This window comes from Aeromonas allosaccharophila, assembly GCF_016026615.1.
Taxonomy (GTDB): domain Bacteria; phylum Pseudomonadota; class Gammaproteobacteria; order Enterobacterales; family Aeromonadaceae; genus Aeromonas; species Aeromonas allosaccharophila.
This window is the reverse complement of sequence record NZ_CP065745.1, coordinates 671,618-691,220: the sequence shown is the minus strand read 5'-3', so window position 1 is coordinate 691,220 and position 19,603 is coordinate 671,618. Positions and strand designations below refer to the sequence as shown.

Below are 19,603 nucleotides of genomic sequence, written 5' to 3'. Positions count from 1 at the left end.
CTACTGCTGCTATCTTATCCATCCCTCGGGGGAAAAAACAGGGGCCAGGCAAGCCCGGCCCCGAGACACGATTACGGATCAACCTTCAGATTGCCCTGATTCAACAGGTCTTCAATGATGGTCTGGTCATTGCGTGTTCCTCCCAGTGTCAGGTCGATGTTGTCAAACTGGATAACGTGGGTCGTACTGCCGCTGCCCGAGCCATCCAGATCGATGGTGAGTGTTGACTTGCCAGTGCCCGGACCTGTGGTGAAGGTGAGATAAGCATCAAGCGAAGTCTTGTTGGCATGCTCGCCGCTAAGCAACTCACTGATATCCAGCACATCGCCGCCAGTTCCGGTGGTGAAGTCCTTGATGACATCGGTGCCACCCACATCTCCAGCGCCCCACTTGAAGGTATCGCTGCCAGAGCCGCCGGTCAGCGTATCGCTGCCACTGCCACCAACCAGAATGTCATCACCCACACCACCATTCAGGGTGTCCTTGCCACCATTGCCAAACAGGATGTCGTTACCGCCATTGCCGTTCAGCGTCTCGTCGCCAGAACCGCCAATCAGGATCTCGTCGAGGTAGCCCCCCGTGAGGGTGGTTCCGCTCTGTTCATCGACATAGACCTTGCCGGTATCGGTGGTCGTACTGTTCGTGTAGACAAACGATCCGTCATACGAGCTCGGCGTTGCGCTGCCCGAACCGTCATCGAACGAGACAAAACCGGTGTTGTCGGTAACCGTGCCGCCAACGGCATTGGAGACACCACTGATCGCCTGGGTGCCAACAAGTGGCCCGGAGTCATTGGCAAGCAGAGCCCAATCCGGAATGGAAACAGGATCCTGATTGGTGATGACAAAGTCGTCACGCACCACCATCGGGGCAACAGCAGGATTGATGGTTATCGCCAAAGTGTTCGATGCAGTATCACCATCGTAGTCGCTCACACTGTAACCAAATACCTGATTGATCCCACCGGCAGGAATGGTTGACGGCGGGGTATAGGTATACATGCCGTTATCCATGTCCACCTTGAGAACCCCTCCTGCCACGGCAATCGACCACTCGTTGGTAGCAGTATCGAATGTCCCGACAGAGGTTCCACCGGTAACGCTCACACTGTCGCTCTTCTGGTTGTAGTGATAGGTCACGCCAGCCACCGTAATGGATTCCAGCCAGCCACCATCTGCACCAGCACTCGCGGTCAACCCACCATTAAGCAGTTGCCCGGAAACCGGCTGGGCCACTACCGTACTGACCAAGGTCGATGCCAACTGACTGAAATCAGTCACCATAATCGACGATGTATTGGTTGCCGTTACACCGTTATAGGCGATCGGATCCAGCTGTGACGACGTTGTCCCTGACCCCATTCCCAGAGCAAACGAGTTGATGCTGTTGACTCTGAGAAAATCCGTCCAGTCCTTCTCATTGGCAGTGCTGATCCCGGAACCATCGCCGAAGCTATTGGAACCGTCGGGGACAGTTGCCGAGTTGCTGACCGTCGAATAGTTGGGTGCCCCATCCGACATGAAGTAGGAGACGTTCTGCGCTCCTGCCAGCTTACCGCCAGCGCCAAAGGCATTGATGGCATCATTGAGCGCATCGTCATAGTTCGTCGAGTCGGTCGGTGACAGGCCCAGAATAATTGCTTTAGCCGCATCCACAGTGACCCAGGTACCTGTCGGATTGGCCGCTGCAGTACTGAACGTCACAATGTTAACCATGACATTGCCACTGGCATCGTATCGATCAAGCAGCTCCAGCGCCGACTTCTGCATTACCTCCATCCGGGTCATCCCCTGATAGCCGGATGCATTACCCATACTGCCGGAGATATCGAGGATCAACATCAGGTTGGTATTTTGCACCTGAGTGGCCTGCCCCGAGTTGGTTACTGCATTCGCCGTCGGGGTGTCGTCGTCGACGTTGATGGTCAGGCTGCCATCCACGCTGTCTTTGTCGGCATCGGTAACACGATAGTTCAGCGTGAAGGTGGCGTTATTCTCGTCATTGCCGTCGGCATGCTTGATCGGCGCATTCTGCGTCACGCTGTAGGCACCCGTGGCGCTGTTCAGCGTCACTGTCAGCACGGTCACGCCAGCCTGTTTGACCAGCAGTGAACCACCAGACCCCGCTTCATAGGTGTAACCGCCCGGTGCACCACTGGTCAGCCACTGGATGCTGCCAGCGCCGTCGGCACCGAAGCTGTGGCCCAGGGTTCCGCTGACATTGACCGCGTTCGGGTCGTCGCCCGTGCCGCCAGCTATGCCGCCCGCCAGGGCATCATCGTCCAGTTGCACTGCTGCGTTAGCGCTGACCGTCGGGGTGTCGTCGTCGACGTTGATGGTCAGGCTGCCATCCACGCTGTCTTTGTCGGCATCGGTAACACGGTAGCTCAGCGTGAAGGTGGCGTTATTCTCGTCATTGCCGTCGGCATGCTTGATCGGCGCATTCTGCGTCACGCTGTAGGCACCCGTGGCGCTGTTCAGCGTCACCGTCAGCACGGTCACGCCAGCCTGTTTGACCAGCAGTGAACCACCAGACCCCGCTTCATAGGTGTAACCGCCCGGTGCACCACTGGTCAGCCACTGGATGCTGCCAGCGCCGTCGGCACCAAAGCTGTGGCCCAGGGTTCCGCTGACATTGACCGCGTTCGGGTCGTCGCCCGTGCCGCCAGCTATGCCGCCCGCCAGGGCATCATCGTCCAGTTGCACTGCTGCGTTAGCGCTGACCGTCGGGGTGTCGTCGTCGACGTTGATGGTCAGGCTGCCATCCACGCTGTCTTTGTCGGCATCGGTAACACGGTAGCTCAGCGTGAAGGTGGCGCTATTCTCGTCATTGCCGTCGGCATGCTTGATCGGCGCATTCTGCGTCACGCTGTAGGCACCCGTGGCGCTGTTCAGCGTCACCGTCAGCACGGTCACGCCAGCCTGTTTGACCAGCAGTGAACCACCAGACCCCGCTTCATAGGTGTAACCGCCCGGTGCGCCACTGGTCAGCCACTGGATGCTGCCAGCGCCGTCGGCACCGAAGCTGTGACCCAGGGTTCCGCTGACGTTGACCGCGTTCGGGTCGTCGCCCGTGCCGCCAGCTATGCCGCCCGCCAGGGCATCATCGTCCAGTTGCACTGCTGCGTTAGCGCTGACCGTCGGGGTGTCGTCGTCGACGTTGATGGTCAGGCTGCCATCCACGCTGTCTTTGTCGGCATCGGTAACACGGTAGCTCAGCGTGAAGGTGGCGTTATTCTCGTCATTGCCGTCGGCATGCTTGATCGGCGCATTCTGCGTCACGCTGTAGGCACCCGTGGCGCTGTTCAGCGTCACCGTCAGCACGGTCACGCCAGCCTGTTTGACCAGCAGTGAACCACCAGACCCCGCTTCATAGGTGTAACCGCCCGGTGCACCACTGGTCAGCCACTGGATGCTGCCAGCGCCGTCGGCACCAAAGCTGTGGCCCAGGGTTCCGCTGACATTGACCGCGTTCGGGTCGTCGCCCGTGCCGCCAGCTATGCCGCCCGCCAGGGCATCATCGTCCAGTTGCACTGCTGCGTTAGCGCTGACCGTCGGGGTGTCGTCGTCGACGTTGATGGTCAGGCTGCCATCCACGCTGTCTTTGTCGGCATCGGTAACACGGTAGCTCAGCGTGAAGGTGGCGCTATTCTCGTCATTGCCGTCGGCATGCTTGATCAGCGCATTCTGCGTCACGCTGTAGGCACCCGTGGCGCTGTTCAGCGTCACCGTCAGCACGGTCACGCCAGCCTGTTTGACCAGCAGTGAACCACCAGACCCCGCTTCATAGGTGTAACCGCCCGGTGCGCCACTGGTCAGCCACTGGATGCTGCCAGCGCCGTCGGCACCGAAGCTGTGACCCAGGGTTCCGCTGACGTTGACCGCGTTCGGGTCGTCGCCCGTGCCACCAGCTATGCCGCCCGCCAAGGCATCATCGTCCAGTTGCACTACTGCGTTGGCGCTGACCGTCGGGGTGTCGTCGTCGACGTTGATGGTCAGGCTGCCATCCACGCTGTCTTTGTCGGCATCGGTAACACGGTAGCTCAGCGTGAAGGTGGCGCTATTCTCGTCATTGCCGTCGGCATGCTTGATCAGCGCATTCTGCGTCACGCTGTAGGCACCCGTGGCGCTGTTCAGCGTCACCGTCAGCACGGTCACGCCAGCCTGTTTGACCAGCAGTGAACCACCAGACCCCGCTTCATAGGTGTAACCGCCCGGTGCGCCACTGGTCAGCCACTGGATGCTGCCAGCGCCGTCGGCACCGAAGCTGTGACCCAGGGTTCCGCTGACGTTGACCGCGTTCGGGTCGTCGCCCGTGCCACCAGCTATGCCGCCCGCCAAGGCATCATCGTCCAGTTGCACTACTGCGTTGGCGCTGATACTCGGGCCATCGTCCTTGAAGCTGATGACCTTACCGATATCCAGAACCCCGCTTGCGTGATCTCCATCCTTATCGGTGACGGTCAAAGTCAAATTAACGTGGCCAGAGCCCAAAAAGGTGGCTTCATCGGGATCAGAGGTTGGGTGAACTACAGCCCGCAGCTGATCAAGGGTCACCTTGCCGCTACTGTCGACCGTGAGGCTAAATACCAGCTGGCCCGTGGTAGCAGTGCGTCCTTCAAGGGTCGAACCATTCATTCTCAGCTGAACTTGCTCACCAGTGGCGGTATCAATCAGACCAGAGTTGGCATTTTGTACATTCAGGCTGTAGCTCTGGGATCCCAGACCATCAGCCCCCGGCTGTACGTTGAACACACCACTAAAGTCAGCTGTTGCATCATGATTGAGGTTGGACTCATCGACCTGCAACTGCACAGCACCGCCCCAAGTAACAGTGGTGCTGACATCGTTGTAGTCGTAATCCGAGTTGAGGGTCATATCCTCCCAGTTCTGGTTGCCTGCGCTACCGGTATCCTGCAAATGTGAACCGCCAGGGTTGAGGCTCGCATCGCTGAACACGATGTTGGCACCATCGGCCCCACTCAACGCAGTGCTGCCAACGAATGCCTGCCACTTGCCATTAATAAACTGGAAAGTGACCGCGGCACCATCTACAAGACCGGGATTGGCTCCTCCATTGGGGATAACAAAGAACCCGGTATGAGCAGGATCCAGCGAACTGATATCTGTCTGGCTTCCCACACTCTGACTGTGCACATTTGCCCAGATGACTTTGCCGGACAACGGAGTGCCATCATCACCTTTGACGTAGTAGCCATAGCTATTTGAATAACCGGCGTTGCTACCCAGGAAGGTGACTGAGGAAGTCAGGGACAGCTCACCCACCTGGATTGTCGGTGTATCATCGTTAATGGTGACGGCAAGTACGCCACTGGCACTGTCCCCATCGCCATCTGTCACCTTGTAGCCCACATTGAGGGTGAGATTGTCTTCGGTATCAGTCCCTGTGTGCATCAAGGGCTGCAGAAGTTTCACCGAGTAGGCACCAGTGCTCGGGTCGGTAATGGTGACCGTCATCAAGAGACCACGAGTGGAACTGATAGACAAGGTTCCACTTTGGGCATCCCACGTTGAGGTCACACTTTCACTTCCCAACGCAGTAGGCCCGGAGAGTTCAAGCGATTTGAGGCCATCAGCCCCAGCCTGATAAACCAGATTGCCCGTGACGCTGGTATTGGCCCCTGCAACATCACCAGAACCACCATTGATCCCGCCGACAAGTCCTTCATCATCAAGAACCAAGGCAGCCTGAATATTGCTTGCTTTGGGACCATCATCCTCGAAGCGGAACACGCCATTGGCGCCAAGGTCCACTGACGCTCTGGCACTATCGCCATCGGCATCAGTTACGGTCTGCACCAACGTCAGCACGCCCTTGCCCACACTCAGCGCCACGCTGTCATCTGCACTACTGGTATTGCCATGCCAGACGTTGTCCAGCAGTTCCAGCGTCACTTCCCCGGTGGTCGGGTCGATGGTCAGGGTGAAGTAGTCCACCCCACCGGCGCTGCCAGTGATGACGTTACCCACCTGATTGAGCACGATAGCCGCGCCCTGGCCGTTGGCGGCCAGCGGGTCAACCGCATACAGACCACTAGCCACGTCGCTGCCAGTCAGCGCCAGGCTGTAGCCGATGCTGCCCGCCCCGTCGGCCCCGAAGGCCGGGTTGAACTGGGCCTGCACATTGGCGGCGCTCAGGGTGGCACTGGCCACTCCGTCACCGCCAACACCACCCAGACTGACCAAGCTTTCATCCACGGTTGCACCCAGACCCGGTGCTTTCTCTGCCAGCCCGGCACGCGGACCATCATCCTCGAAGCGGAACACATCGTTGGCGCCAAGGTCCACTGACGCTCTGGCACTATCGCCATCGGCATCAGTTACGGTCTGCACCAATGTCAGCACGCCCTCGTCCACACTCAGCGCCACGCTGTCATCTGCACTACTGGTATTGCCATGCCAGACGTTGTCCAGCAGTTCCAGCGTCACTTCCCCGGTGGTCGGGTCGATGGTCAGGGTGAAGTAATCCACCCCACCGGCGCTGCCGGTGATAACGTTACCCACCTGATTGAGCACGATAGCCGCGCCCTGGCCGTTGGCGGCCAGCGGGTCAACCGCATACAGACCACTAGCCACGTCGCTGCCAGTCAGCGCCAGGCTGTAGCCGATGCTGCCCGCCCCGTCGGCCCCGAAGGCCGGGTTGAACTGGGCCTGCACATTGGCGGCGCTCAGGGTGGCACTGGCCACTCCGTCACCGCCAACACCACCCAGACTGACCAAGCTTTCATCCACGGTTGCACCCAGACCCGGTGCTTTCTCTGCCAGCCCGGCACGCGGACCATCATCCTCGAAGCGGAACACATCGTTGGCGCCAAGGTCCACTGACGCTCTGGCACTATCGCCATCGGCATCAGTTACGGTCTGCACCAATGTCAGCACGCCCTCGTCCACACTCAGCGCCACGCTGTCATCTGCACTACTGGTATTGCCATGCCAGACGTTGTCCAGCAGTTCCAGCGTCACTTCCCCGGTGGTCGGGTCGATGGTCAGGGTGAAGTAATCCACCCCACCGGCGCTGCCGGTGATAACGTTACCCGCCTGATTGAGCACGATAGCCGCGCCCTGGCCGTTGGCAGCCAGCGGGTCGACTGCATACAGGCCGCTCGCCACGTTACTGCCGGTCAGCGCCAGGCTGTAGCCGATACTGCCTTTCCCATCCGCCCCGAAGGCTGACACAAACTGTGCCTGCACGTCACCCGCACTCAGGCTGGCACTGGCCACTCCGTCGCCGCCCACACCGCTCAGACTGGCCAGGCTTTCATCCACGGTCGCGCCCAGAGCCGGCGCTTTCTCTGCCAGCCCGGCACGCGGGCCATCGTCCTCAAAGCGGAACACACCGGTGGCGCCCAGGTCCACAGACGCGCTGACCCGATCGCCATCGGCATCAGTCACGGTCTGCACCAGCGTCAGCACGCCCTCGTCCACGCTCAGCGCCACGCTGTCATCTGCACTACTGGTATTGCCATGCCAGACGTTGTCCAACAGTTCCAGGGTCACTTCCCCGGTGGTCGGGTCAATGGTCAGGGTGAAGTAATCCACCCCACCGGCGCTGCCGGTGATAACGTTACCCGCCTGATTGAGCACGATAGCCGCGCCCTGGCCGTTGGCAGCCAGCGGGTCGACTGCATACAGGCCGCTCGCCACGTTACTGCCGGTCAGCGCCAGGCTGTAGCCGATACTGCCTTTCCCATCCGCCCCGAAGGCTGACACAAACTGTGCCTGCACGTCACCCGCACTCAGGCTGGCACTGGCCACTCCGTCGCCGCCCACACCGCTCAGACTGGCCAGGCTTTCATCCACGGTCGCGCCCAGAGCCGGCGCTTTCTCTGCCAGCCCGGCACGCGGGCCATCGTCCTCAAAGCGGAACACGTCGTTGGCGCCCAGGTCCACAGACGCGCTGGCCCGATCGCCATCGGCATCAGTCACGGTCTGCACTAATGTCAGCACGCCCTCGTCCACGCTCAGCGCCACGCTGTCATCCGCACTGGTAGTGTCGCCATGCCAGACGTTGTCCAGCAGTTCCAGCGTCACTTCCCCGGTGGTCGGGTCGATGGTCAGGGTGAAGTAGTCCACCCCACCGGCGCTGCCAGTGATGACGTTACCCACCTGATTGAGCACGATAGCCGCGCCCTGGCCGTTGGCGGCCAGCGGGTCAACCGCATACAGACCACTAGCCACGTCGCTGCCAGTCAGCGCCAGGCTGTAGCCGATGCTGCCCGCCCCGTCGGCTCCGAAGGCCGGGTTGAACTGGGCCTGCACATTGGCGGCGCTCAGGGTGGCACTGGCCACTCCGTCACCGCCAACACCACCCAGACTGACCAAGCTTTCATCCACGGTTGCACCCAGACCCGGTGCTTTCTCTGCCAGCCCGGCACGCGGACCATCATCATCAAAACTGAACACCGAGCGCTCGCCAGCCACCAGACTGACGGTGGCACTGTCGGTTACTCTGTCGCCATCTCCATCCACCCGGGTGACACTGTATTGCAGGCCAAGACTGTTCTGCCCACTGAGCAGCAGTGGTAGTGATTCATCAAACAGATCGGTGTTACCGTGAGACAAGGCCTCAAACTGGGTGGTCTGCAGTTGGGATACCCCATCCACCACCACAATCTTGATGCTGAACACTACATTGCCGTCGCTATCTATCCCTTGCAACTCGGTCGCGCTCACGGCGTTTAGGGTAATCGCACCACCATCGGTGGCCGACAGGTTGGTTGCTACCCCCGCCTCACCAATCCCGACAAAGCTGAAGCTACCGGTGGTGCTGCCTTCGCCGTCAGCCCCGTAACTGCCGCTGCTGGTAAAAAGTGACTGCAGTCCGCCTTCAATCGCCGTTGTGGCTTGGGCCAATGCATCAGTCACATCGTCACTGACGTAGCCATCATCCACATCGCTTCCATTGTAGGTATCCCCTTCGCCAACCGTCTCGTCCAGACTGACTGACAGTCCGCCAACATTGGCCTCTTCGGCCACGCTCACACTTTGGGTGGGCACATCATCCTGAATAACGATATCCAGCGTTGCGCTGGTTGTATCACCGTCATCATCGGTCAAGGTCACCGTGAGGCTCTCACCTAATTGCAGGTCAAACGCGGGCTGTTGATGGGTTTCGTTATCAAGAAGGGTATAGCTGTAGGAGACACTGCCGTTACCTGTGACGGGATCGTAGGTGATTGCGGTAATTTGCAATACATTGCCCAGCGGCGTTTCTATAGATAAAGGCAGCGCAACAACGGTGCCGTTGCTGATCAACTGGATCGCACCGACCACCAGTGTCTGGACGCCGTCCGGTGCATTGAAGGTAAACGCGCCACCTTGGGTCAACGCTGTAGTATCAGGAGTGGATCCATCAGCCAGATTAGCATCACTGACCAGCACCTCGCCCCCCTCCAGAGCAAGCCCTCCAAGCCCCACCTCTTCATCGACCGGTGTGATGGAGATAACGAGTGTTGAAGTCACTGTGTCCTGGCCATCAGTCACTTGATAATTCACTGGGGGAACGGCACCATCATAGTTAGGTGCTGGCGTAAAGGTATAACTCCCATCCGGATTGATGATCAGCGTGCCCACACCAGTAATAGTGGCAGCAACTCCAGCAGGCACACCGATGTTGATACCCCAGTCATATGAAACGATAGAGGCATCAGCTGGTCCGTCAGGATTGGTGCTATTTTCGAGCAGATTCCCGCTGACCTGAGAGTCTTCGAGAGTCACGACGGTTTCACCCAAATCATCAAGCTGATTCTCAAGAATTAAATCTTCGGCCTGATTTTCATTGATGACAGCCGCCGTATCGTAGGTGGTATCAAACCCTGCAGCCGCTATCGTGGCATCACCAGTTCGATCGATAGTGACAAAGCCACCATTACCACTCGCTCCGGCTACGCCTCCAATACCGCCACCACCACCGGCAGCAGGAGCACCACCAGCTGCAGAAGCCTCAAAATTCTGAGTAGGGTCCACACCTTGCAAAATCGATTGCTGCAATGCCGCAATATCGGAAGGGGCGCCTTCGGTGGGCGAAGCTCCTTGCGGTTGACCAGGTTCAACCGACTCGGAACCCGTAGATGAATTCTGTGCAGGTGTGTCGTCATAAGGGGAAAGTGCCAGCTTGGCATCATCCGCTATGGTCAACTTGGCTCCGGGTTGGAGGATTTCACCTTTTTGCAGAGGGCGGCTGCTTCCATCAGCCAACACAATCTCCACATTCCCTTCGATGGCTGAGACAACCACGGACTTGTCGATAATTTGGGTACGCATATCCATTGCTCCAACGTGACAGATCTTGATGTCTATACGGTAGAAGGAGATAGCGTTCTGTTCCGTTGCAAAAATGTATGCATTTCGATCTGCATCGAACAGGTACACGGAAAAAAATCGAAGAGTTCAGTTTTTTCAATATAAATCAGAGCTCTATAGGCAGCCCCATTCAGCACTACGTGTACTTTGATTATATAAAGATGGAGAAAAGAGAATAGATAGATATAAAAATGACCCCATTCGGGGCCATTTTATGGCATCTTATTCAAGACAATGGGAAGGCGGGGTGAACAAATCCCTGATAACCATCGATATGCAACTTGGAGAGCAACTCGACTTGATGTTGATCTTCGACACGGGTCGCAATGGTGGTCACACCCGCATTGTGCGCAGCTCGGCACACTGCGGCCAAGAATGAGGTGTCAGCTCCCGGCTCCATAACCTGGCTGGTATAACCATGGTCGACCTTGACATAAGCTGGCGACAACTCCTCCAGATAACCCAGCGACTGGAAGTGACGACCATAGTGGTCAACCCCCCACTGGAAGCCATGTGCCTGCAAAGTGCCCACCAATGCAGCGACGTTATCTTTATGCTTCATGATGGCGACTTCAGGTATTTCGAATAGCAACCGCTCTTTCAACTCAGCATTATCGGTCAGATAGCCCGTCAGCCAGGTTAAAAATTCATCCGAGCAGAGCGAGCCAGCAGTGATGTTGATCGCAAGCACCAGATCAGACTGCTTTTGTAATAAAGGAACGCAGGCATCGAGAACCGCCTGGTCAAACTCGCCACCCAGTTTGAACTGTTCAATTGCGGGCAAGAACTGGCCAGCAAAATAGTCTGTGCCATCACGGGAGATAGAGGCAAACAGCTCGGCATGCAACCTGGCGCCATTATCGAATCGGCAAGCTGGTTGGGCTTTGAAACGCCAGAGTTGCCGTGAGATGGCATCTTGGACCAAATCTCGCCAGGCCAAACGCCCCATCAAACCTTGTTCGGTGCCCCCTTCCATCACGACAGCACCGCGGCGTTCATTGCGCGCCTTGCCAAGCGCATTATCGGCCTTGGTCAACAAGGCAGAGAGATCATCATTACCATCACGACCGGCAATACCGATGACGGAGAGCGCATCGCCTTCGCCCATTGGATTCACCACCAGATCGGCGATGCGGCTATTAATCACTTCAGCCAACTCCTTGAGCTGAGTGAGGTCGTCGGTTGGACATAGCAACGCATATTCCGTCGCAGATATCCGTGCCAAGGCTGCGCCATCCCACCCTTTTAATTGCTCTTTCAAGGCCTGTGCGATCGATTTGACCATGTTGTCTCTGGCCGCAAAGCCTTCATCACGATAGATATCGTCCAGCATATCGACCGCAACAAGCATGACACCACCTTGACCAGCCTCCGCTATCCATGCGTTCACTTGCCCTACAAAATAGGCGCGGTTGCCAAGGCCAGACACAGCATCGACATAAACCCGTTCACGCAATTTCTCGGCCTCATCGGCTTGCTCTTTGAACTGCAACGCCAACTTGCCTGATAGGGTATTGATCGCTTGAACGACCTGCTTCAATTCATGGGTGTTAGGCTCCGGTATCGTATGACCAAAATGGTGCAGCTCAATCTCGACTGCCTGTTCACAGATCTGTTTGAGTGGCTTGAGCAAGTAATTAAGTGCTCTCATCAACAAAATCGTGGTGATCAAGAAACCGACCAGAAACCAGCTCGCCAGTTCGCTCATTCCGCGCCACAACTCGTAATAAGCCTGGCCCGGATGGCCAACCACTTTTAATTTTCCAAGCTGCAGCCAGCCAGACGTCAAAATTGACTCGTTGGATACCTCGGGAAACAGCCCCAAATTGATAAACCACTGCGGCACACCCTGAATGGTGTTGGTATTTTCCTGCTCGATAACATCCTTTGATGCCAGCAGATCGAGGCGAACCAGTCGATAATAGCCGCCATCAAAGATGGCCTGGATCACCGACTCGGCACCGACCTTGTCACCATTCTCCAGATAGGGGGTGAGAGCAAGCCCCAGTGAGGTTGCCGTATTGATGACCGTTGTTTCCTGTTGCTGCGCCAGATAAGTGCGGGTTGAATTGAATTGCACCCAGTATGTGGCCGCAAATAACAATCCAAACAGCAGCAGCATGGTGGCTAATAACTGTCGATAGAGCGTCATAGGTTAATCATCCAAATTCACCACAGGCCGAGCCAATCGCCCCGATGTCATGCGATTGCGTAAATCATTCCATAATCCCAAGCGAGATGATTGACCAGCCAGTTCCCCTTGGCCACGCGCCTTCATCAACCACAAGTGACTACCGTTAAAGCTATAAATAGGTACCAGATCCCGACGTTGACTTGCCGGACGGATAGAACCGATAAGATTGTCCAGGATCACCGGGACCGATGATGGCGTCTCGTAATAGGCAACAACCATATGAAACTGGTTATAATCGAGCGCCTTGACGTACACCATCCTCATTTTTTCATCCGGGATACCCAATTCAAGCAAAGTTGAATATTTGGCAATACTGAAGTCTTCACAGTCTCCCCCGGCTGCCCCCAAAAATTCCAACGGGGTTGCCCAATAATCTTTCTTACGCCACAACTTGATATCGTCAATAAAACGCATCCGATTGAAAAAATTATTTACCCGTTCGAGCTTTTTTTCTTCGCTCAGTGCCCTGCCCTTCGTCTCCATGACCAGCATACGCCAACTGGTAACACGCTTGCCGGCTCTGACGCCATAAGTCTGCTCCGCCCGCTTGATCAAGTTGAGATCTTCTTGTGGCAAAGGCTGACTGGCACAGAGCAACAGTGAGAAGGGTAACAGCAGGATCCATAAGGAGTGGCGCAGAGCACGTAGCGATCGGTATCTCCATTCATTAAGGAGATAACACCATCTGCCACCGATCCCGCGCCGGAGTGTCACATCATATTCCTGCTGCATTATTGCTGCTGCACTCCTCAAACCCGTGCAACCACCTGCTTTAGCCAAACATGGTGACTGCAAGCAGCAGTCACCATGATGGCGTCCATCATCCCGGCTGGATCATGGGCAAACGGTTATTGCTTGGCCTGCCATTCAGCGGGTTGTTTGACGCTAAATGCATTGAGCAGGCTGCCTGTCGCGTTAAGAATGCGATAGTCCGCCAGCAGTGCATCATACTCGGCAGTGATGTAGCTGCGACGCGCCTCGAACAATTCGTTCTCGGTGTTCAATACGTCCAGCAACGTCCGTTGACCCAAGCCAAACTGCTTCTTGTATGCCTGTACGGTATCGTAGCTGGCGTCAACATGCTCTTTCAGGAAGGTTTTTTGCTTGGCCAGCGACTCTTTCGCGTTCCAGGCCAGACGAGTACCTTCCTCCACCTGGCGGAACGCATTCAGATGAATGTCTTTCGCCTGAGAGTAGAGCGCCGATGTTGCATTGCTCTCTGCCACATCAGAACCGCCACGGAACAGGTTGTAACGCATCCGCACCATGGCGGTCAGATCATCGTTACGGCCAGGAACGGCATCGATATCCTCATTCCAGTTCTGGTCTACCTCAAATGTCACATTGGGGTAGAAACCGGACTTGGCGCCTTCATGCTGATACTTGGCTGCTTCAATATCCTGCAGAGAGGAGAGCAGGGTCGGGTGGACTTCGGTCGCCGTTTTCAGAGCAGTATCGAGACTGGTCGGGATAAGCTCGGTATTGGGAACCGGCTGTACCAGATCTTTGGGAACCTCGTTCACGACACGAATAAATTCACTCTCTGCGTCGCGATAGTTGTTCTCGGCAGCAGCCTGGTTCGAATAGGCTCGGGCAACACGACCATCGATCTGGGTCTGGTCAGCGGTAGAACCCAGCCCAGAATCAGTCCGTTTGCTGATGTCGCTGCGGATCTGTTCGTGGGTTTCCAAGTTCTGCTTGGAGAGCTCCAGGATCTCCTGCTGGCGCAGCATATTGAGATACACCTCAGCCACCCGCAGCGCGGTGTTTTCTGCCTCGGAGATCATCGCCAGACGCTGGGCATTGGCTTCAGCTTCTGTTCTGGATACGTTGTTGCTGACATCAAAGCCATCAAACAACATTTGCCGCAGACTCAGTCCTGCCTCTTTACGAGTCATGGAGTCATCACTTTTAGGGTTAATTCTTGTCGAAGGACTGTCAGTTTTTTCATAGCCTACGCCACCACGCAGATCGATCGTAGGATAATAGCCACCCTTTGCTCCATCATGCTGATAGAGGCGTGCCTGATAAAGATCAAACGCTTCCTTGATCTTGGGATGCGTTGCGAGTGTCTGTGCCACCGACTCTTCCAGAGTCTGAGCCTGACCTAGGCCGGGGATCAGGGTGATGCCACTGACCAGCATGGCAACAATCGTTTTTTTCATGTTATCTCCAGTCATGTTTTGTTTTTTAGATTGTTGGCTTATCGTTCTCTCAGTGCCGACTGCCTTGCCCTTAATATGGGTTTCAGCAAATAGTCTAGGACACTTTTTTTACCAGTAATGATATCAGCACTGGCTAACATACCGGGGATGATGGGAAGTGCGTTAAGCTCATCGCCCAAGTAACTCTTCTCGGTACGCACCCGAACCAGATAAAAGGAGTTCCCCTCCTCATCCTGGATCGAGTCCGCACTTATCTGTTCAACCTTGCCATGCAATCCTCCATAGATTGTAAAGTCATAGGCAGTAATTTTGACGATGGCCTCCAGCCCTGGACGCAGGAAGGCAATATCTTTCGGTGATACTTTGGCCTCCACCAACAAGGTATCCTCCAGCGGCACGATCTCCATCAAATCCATGCCGGGCTGAACCACGCCGCCCAGAGTGTTGATCTTGAGCTTTTTGATGGTGCCTTTAAGCGGTGCGATCACGCTGGTGCGATCCACCCTGTCTCGTAAGCCAACCTGCCCCTCTGACAACTGGCCAAGCCGCCCCTGCTTCTCATTCAGTTCGGTCTGGGAGTCTGCCCTGAACTTCAGCGCAATATCGTTGCGCTTGGAGATGGTCTCACGCAACACCGAATTGAGTTTTGGGATAAGCAGGCGGTTGCTCTCCAGCTCCCCCTGCATCTCGTTGACCTGACGCTCCAACTTGATTAGCTCCACTTGAGGCACTATACCTTCTTTCGCCAGCGGACGACTAATATTGAGCTCTTGTCTGGCCAGATCCACACTGCGGTTCACGGTGCGGATTTTGGCATTCAGCTCGATCAATTCCTGCTCTTTCTGCTCGATCTGCTGACCAAGAATATAGAGCTGGTTCTTCAGGTTATTCAGACGATCCCGCTGTACCGAGCGCTCACGGTTGGCATATTCGGCAAAGACGGTTTCATAACCATCGGGGAACTGGATAGGTGCTTCTCCCACTACCACCTGTTCACGCCATCCCAGCGCAGGCTCATTTTTCACCTCGACACTGGCCATCTCGGCGCGCAGACGGGCCACATCCCCTTTCAGGGTGACCACCTCCTGCTCACGCTCGCGAAAATCGGAGCGGAAACGGGTGTCATCGATGCGCAGCAGTGGCTGCCCCTTTTCAACGATGTCACCCTCCTTGACGAAGATCTCTTTGACGATCCCCCCTTCCAGGTTCTGGATCACCTGCAGTTGGCGGGACGGGATCACCTTGCCCTGACCCACGGTGACTTCATCAAGCTCGGCCCAGGCAGCCCAGACGATGGCGCTCATGAAAAAGAGGAAACAGCACCATAGCAGGATACGAGCACCGGTCGGCGTGGTCAGCAGTACAGCCGCTGCACCATCATCGACAAACTCCAGATGCTCGGGTGCCGGTAATACATCGCCGGAAGGCGCCTTTTTGCTGCGTTTGAACCAGCTCATGATCCCCTTAACCATGAGACACCTCCTGCACACGCACCTTGCCTTCCTTCAACTGCTGCAACACCGCCTCTTTGGGGCCATCAGCAACAATTTGCCCCTGTTCGATGACGATCACCCGTGACGCCACATCCAGCATCGAGGTCTTGTGAGTGATGAGGATCAAGGTGGTTTCCGGGCCGAGTCGAGCCAGCTCCTGTTTCACCTGCATCTCGGACTGGTTGTCCATGTTGGAGGTCGGCTCATCCATCACCAGAATGGGGGGATCATTGAGCAGGGCACGCGCCAGCAGGATTGCCTGACGCTGGCCACCGGAGAGCTGACGGCCCCCCTCGCCAATCTGCCGATCCAGCCCGTTGGGATCGCGGTTGGTAAAGTTGGTGACGCCCGCCCGCTTGGCAGCGCGCAAGACCCTCACATCATCCACCAGGGGATTTCCCAGCATGATGTTGTCTCGCACCGAACCAAAGAACAGGATGACATCCTGCGGGACACAGCCGATATTGCGGCGGATCACCGCCGAGGGCAGCTGATCCAGTTCAAATCCATCGATGCGTACCGAACCATCGGTCGGCCGATACAGTCCCATCAGCAATTTTTCAAGGGTCGTTTTGCCTGCACCAATCCGGCCGATAATCGCCACCTTTTCGCCCGGCTGAATACGCAAATTGATATTGTGCAGGGTGCTGGTTTCCATTCCCGGATATTTAAAGGAGACATTTTCGAATTCAATGCGACCGGCAATCACCGGATGATGAATATATTGCTTGCCCTCCTCCTGCTCCCCCGGGGTTTGCATGATTTTTTCCAGAATATCCAACGCAGACTTGGCCTGGTTATAGCGGGTCGACAGCACGGAGAGCTGCACCATGGGCGCAATCGCACGGCTGGAGAGCATCACGGCGGCAATCATCCCCCCCATGGTGACCAAGCCCTCGGATATCTGGTAAACACCGACGATCACCAGCCCAACGGTCACCACCTGCTGGATATAACTGGCCAGCGATGACATGGAGTTGGTAATGCGGCGGGTCTGCACGCCCCAGGTGGAAATATGGGAGACGGCCTGTTCCCAGCGATGCTGGAACATGCTCTCGGCGCCAAAGATCTTGACGGTTTCCAGCCCGGAAATACTTTCAATCAGGTTGGCGTTTTTCTGGGAGGCCAGACGCGAGCCCTCTTCGATGGACTGCTTGAGCGGCTCTTGTATATAGAAGCTGTAGGCGACCAGGATCAGCATGGCCACGATGGGCACCACCACCATCACGCCGGCAAACATCCAGATGATAAAGAGGAAGAAGACGGCAAAGGGAAGATCGATAAGCGTCGAGACGGTCGCGGAGGTGAAAAACTCCCGCACCGATTCAAACTCCTGCAGATGTTTGGCGAAAGCACCGGTAGAGGCGGGACGAGACTCCATCCGCATGCCCATTACCTTGGCGAAAATCTTGGCCGACAGCAGCACATCGGACTTTTTACCGGCGATATCGATAAAGTAACTGCGCAGCTGTCGCATCACAAAATCGAAGGTAAAGACCACCATGGCCCCGACCGCCAGCACCCAGAGCGAATCAAACGCCAGATTGGGTACAATCTTGTCGTAGACGTTCATGGTGAAGAGCGGGCTGGCTATTGCGAACAGGTTAATCAGAATGGACGCGATCAACACATCGCGATAGATGCCGCGGGATTCAAACAAGGTGCTCCAAAACCAGTGGCCATCACGGGTTTCCAGTACCTTGGGCGAGCGTTCGTCAAACTTGAACTGCTTCTTCACATAGAAGAGGCGACCCAGATACTCATCACCCAACTGGGCAGCCGTCAGCCATTGCGCGGCATCACCGGCCTGCGGGAAGATCACCTTCCCCTGGCTGCGATCTTCGTTCCACTCCAGCAAAATACAGGCGCCACCACTGCGCATCTGCAATACGCAAGGAAGCAGCAAGGGAGAGATATCGGCCAGTGGCTGGATCACTTCACGGGCGGATAATCCGCCACGCTCGGCAGCACGGCAAAAGAGTGCGGTAGTCAGGCGTCCGGAGACCAGTGGCAACCCGGTCGTCAGGGCATCCTGGCTGTTGGGCACACCATAAAAACGGGTCAAGAAGACCAGACACTCCAATAACTCATCAATACGACTTGTTTCTGCTTGCATAGCATCCTGTCACTGCATAAATGAGGCCGACACGAGGAATAACCACTCATATTATCCTGCAATAGCGACTCTCAACACCGAGTCACACTCCCACTGAGGTGCCTGTTCAGTAGATAAACCGGTCTGGATAAAGCGCAACCTTCCCCATATTTACCCGCGAGGAAACAATTGCAGCATGATTCATTATTGGTAAAGCATGATTTCATTGATGTCATGCTAACACGCTAACCTGAGTGAATGCCGATGTTAATTGATAACGTCATTTTTTATGGCGCATCACTATATCAACCGAAACGTACCAAAACTATAGTTTACGGTATGAACTTTTTTATATAACCCTCTGTTTTTTGTAAAAATAATAACTACGCACTCAATTATAGGTCAGGAAGTATGAAGGGTCTTCCCAGCGCGTGACCTTGCGGGCCGCTCAATGAGAGGGCTTTGGCAATGTCCGCCATGGCCGTCCAGCGATTTTCACACCAGACCGGCGCCAGCAGGGTCGGACGGCGCGCCGATGCCGAGATCCGGTGATACACCACCTCCGGCGGCGTGTGCTGGATCATGGCGACAGCCGCTTCCACATACTGCTCCAGCGTCAATACCTCAAGCCGCCCCGCTTGCCACGCCTTGCCGAGGGTACTGCCCTCAACCACATGAAGCGGATGCAGCTTGATCCCCTCAACGCCGGTCTCCACGATGCGACGCAGGGTATCGAGGCTGTCCATCGGCACTTCGCCCGGCAGGCCAACAATCAGATGAGCACATACCTTGATGCCACGCTGATGGGCACGCGTCACCGCATCCACATAGGCGGCATAGCCGTGGCCGCGGTTGATCCGTTGCAGGGTCTTGTCGTTGGCGCTTTGCAGCCCGAGCTCCAGCCACACCTCGTAACCCCGGGCCTGATAGCCCGCCAGCAGATCCAGCACCGCATCGGGCACACAATCGGGGCGAGTGCCCACACAGAGCCCCACCATATCGCTCACCGACAGCGCCTCTTCATACATGCGCTGCAGATACTCGACCTCGGCATAGGTGCTGGTATAGGCCTGAAAGTAGGCGAGATAACGCTTGGCACGGGTCACTTCGTCGCGACGTGCCAGCAGTTGTTGCACCACGGAGAGTTGCTGGGCCGACTCGTCGGCAAAAGAGGAGACATTGCAGAAGGTGCAGCCACCGCGGCCCAGGGTGCCGTCCCGGTTCGGGCAGGTGAAGGCACCGTGGATAGAGAGTTTGTGGATCTTCTGACCGTGACGCTGCTTGAGATCCTGACCGAATGTATTGACGAGTTCGTGTAACTGCATGACACCTCC

General features: G+C 56.4%; 7 protein-coding genes and 1 pseudogene. All 8 read right to left on the bottom strand.

Going from position 1 to position 19,603, the window contains the following annotated elements; all coding sequences use genetic code 11:
• Window positions 1-71: 71 nt before the first annotated feature.
• Window positions 72-9,482 (bottom strand): DUF5801 repeats-in-toxin domain-containing protein, encoded by a 9,411-nt coding sequence (locus I6G90_RS21280; protein WP_232254445.1) that lies wholly within the window; start codon window positions 9,480-9,482, stop codon window positions 72-74.
• Window positions 9,483-9,515: 33 nt separating this feature from the next.
• A pseudogene (locus I6G90_RS03060) lies at window positions 9,516-10,283 on the bottom strand (retention module-containing protein); the annotation flags it as partial.
• A gap of 265 nt (window positions 10,284-10,548) precedes the next feature.
• Window positions 10,549-12,474, bottom strand: coding sequence for an EAL domain-containing protein (locus I6G90_RS03055; protein ID WP_197929694.1), 1,926 nt, complete (start codon window positions 12,472-12,474; stop codon window positions 10,549-10,551).
• A 3-nt stretch (window positions 12,475-12,477) separates the two neighbouring features.
• Window positions 12,478-13,230 carry a transglutaminase-like cysteine peptidase gene (locus I6G90_RS03050; RefSeq protein WP_197931145.1) on the bottom strand — a complete coding sequence of 251 codons (753 nt, stop codon included), beginning with the start codon at window positions 13,228-13,230 and terminating at the stop codon, window positions 12,478-12,480.
• 134 nt (window positions 13,231-13,364) lie between these two features.
• Window positions 13,365-14,681, bottom strand: a complete 1,317-nt coding sequence (locus I6G90_RS03045; protein WP_197929692.1) for a TolC family outer membrane protein — start codon at window positions 14,679-14,681, stop codon at window positions 13,365-13,367.
• A gap of 38 nt (window positions 14,682-14,719) precedes the next feature.
• Window positions 14,720-16,153, bottom strand: a complete 1,434-nt coding sequence (locus I6G90_RS03040; protein WP_162491778.1) for an HlyD family type I secretion periplasmic adaptor subunit — start codon at window positions 16,151-16,153, stop codon at window positions 14,720-14,722.
• Window positions 16,146-18,290, bottom strand: a complete 2,145-nt coding sequence (locus I6G90_RS03035) for a type I secretion system permease/ATPase (RefSeq protein WP_042057686.1) — start codon at window positions 18,288-18,290, stop codon at window positions 16,146-16,148. The genes I6G90_RS03040 and I6G90_RS03035 overlap by 8 nt, the downstream gene beginning before the upstream one ends.
• A gap of 374 nt (window positions 18,291-18,664) precedes the next feature.
• On the bottom strand, window positions 18,665-19,594 hold the full coding sequence (locus I6G90_RS03030) for a TIGR01212 family radical SAM protein (protein WP_197929690.1): 930 nt from the start codon (window positions 19,592-19,594) through the stop codon (window positions 18,665-18,667).
• Window positions 19,595-19,603 lie beyond the last annotated feature (9 nt).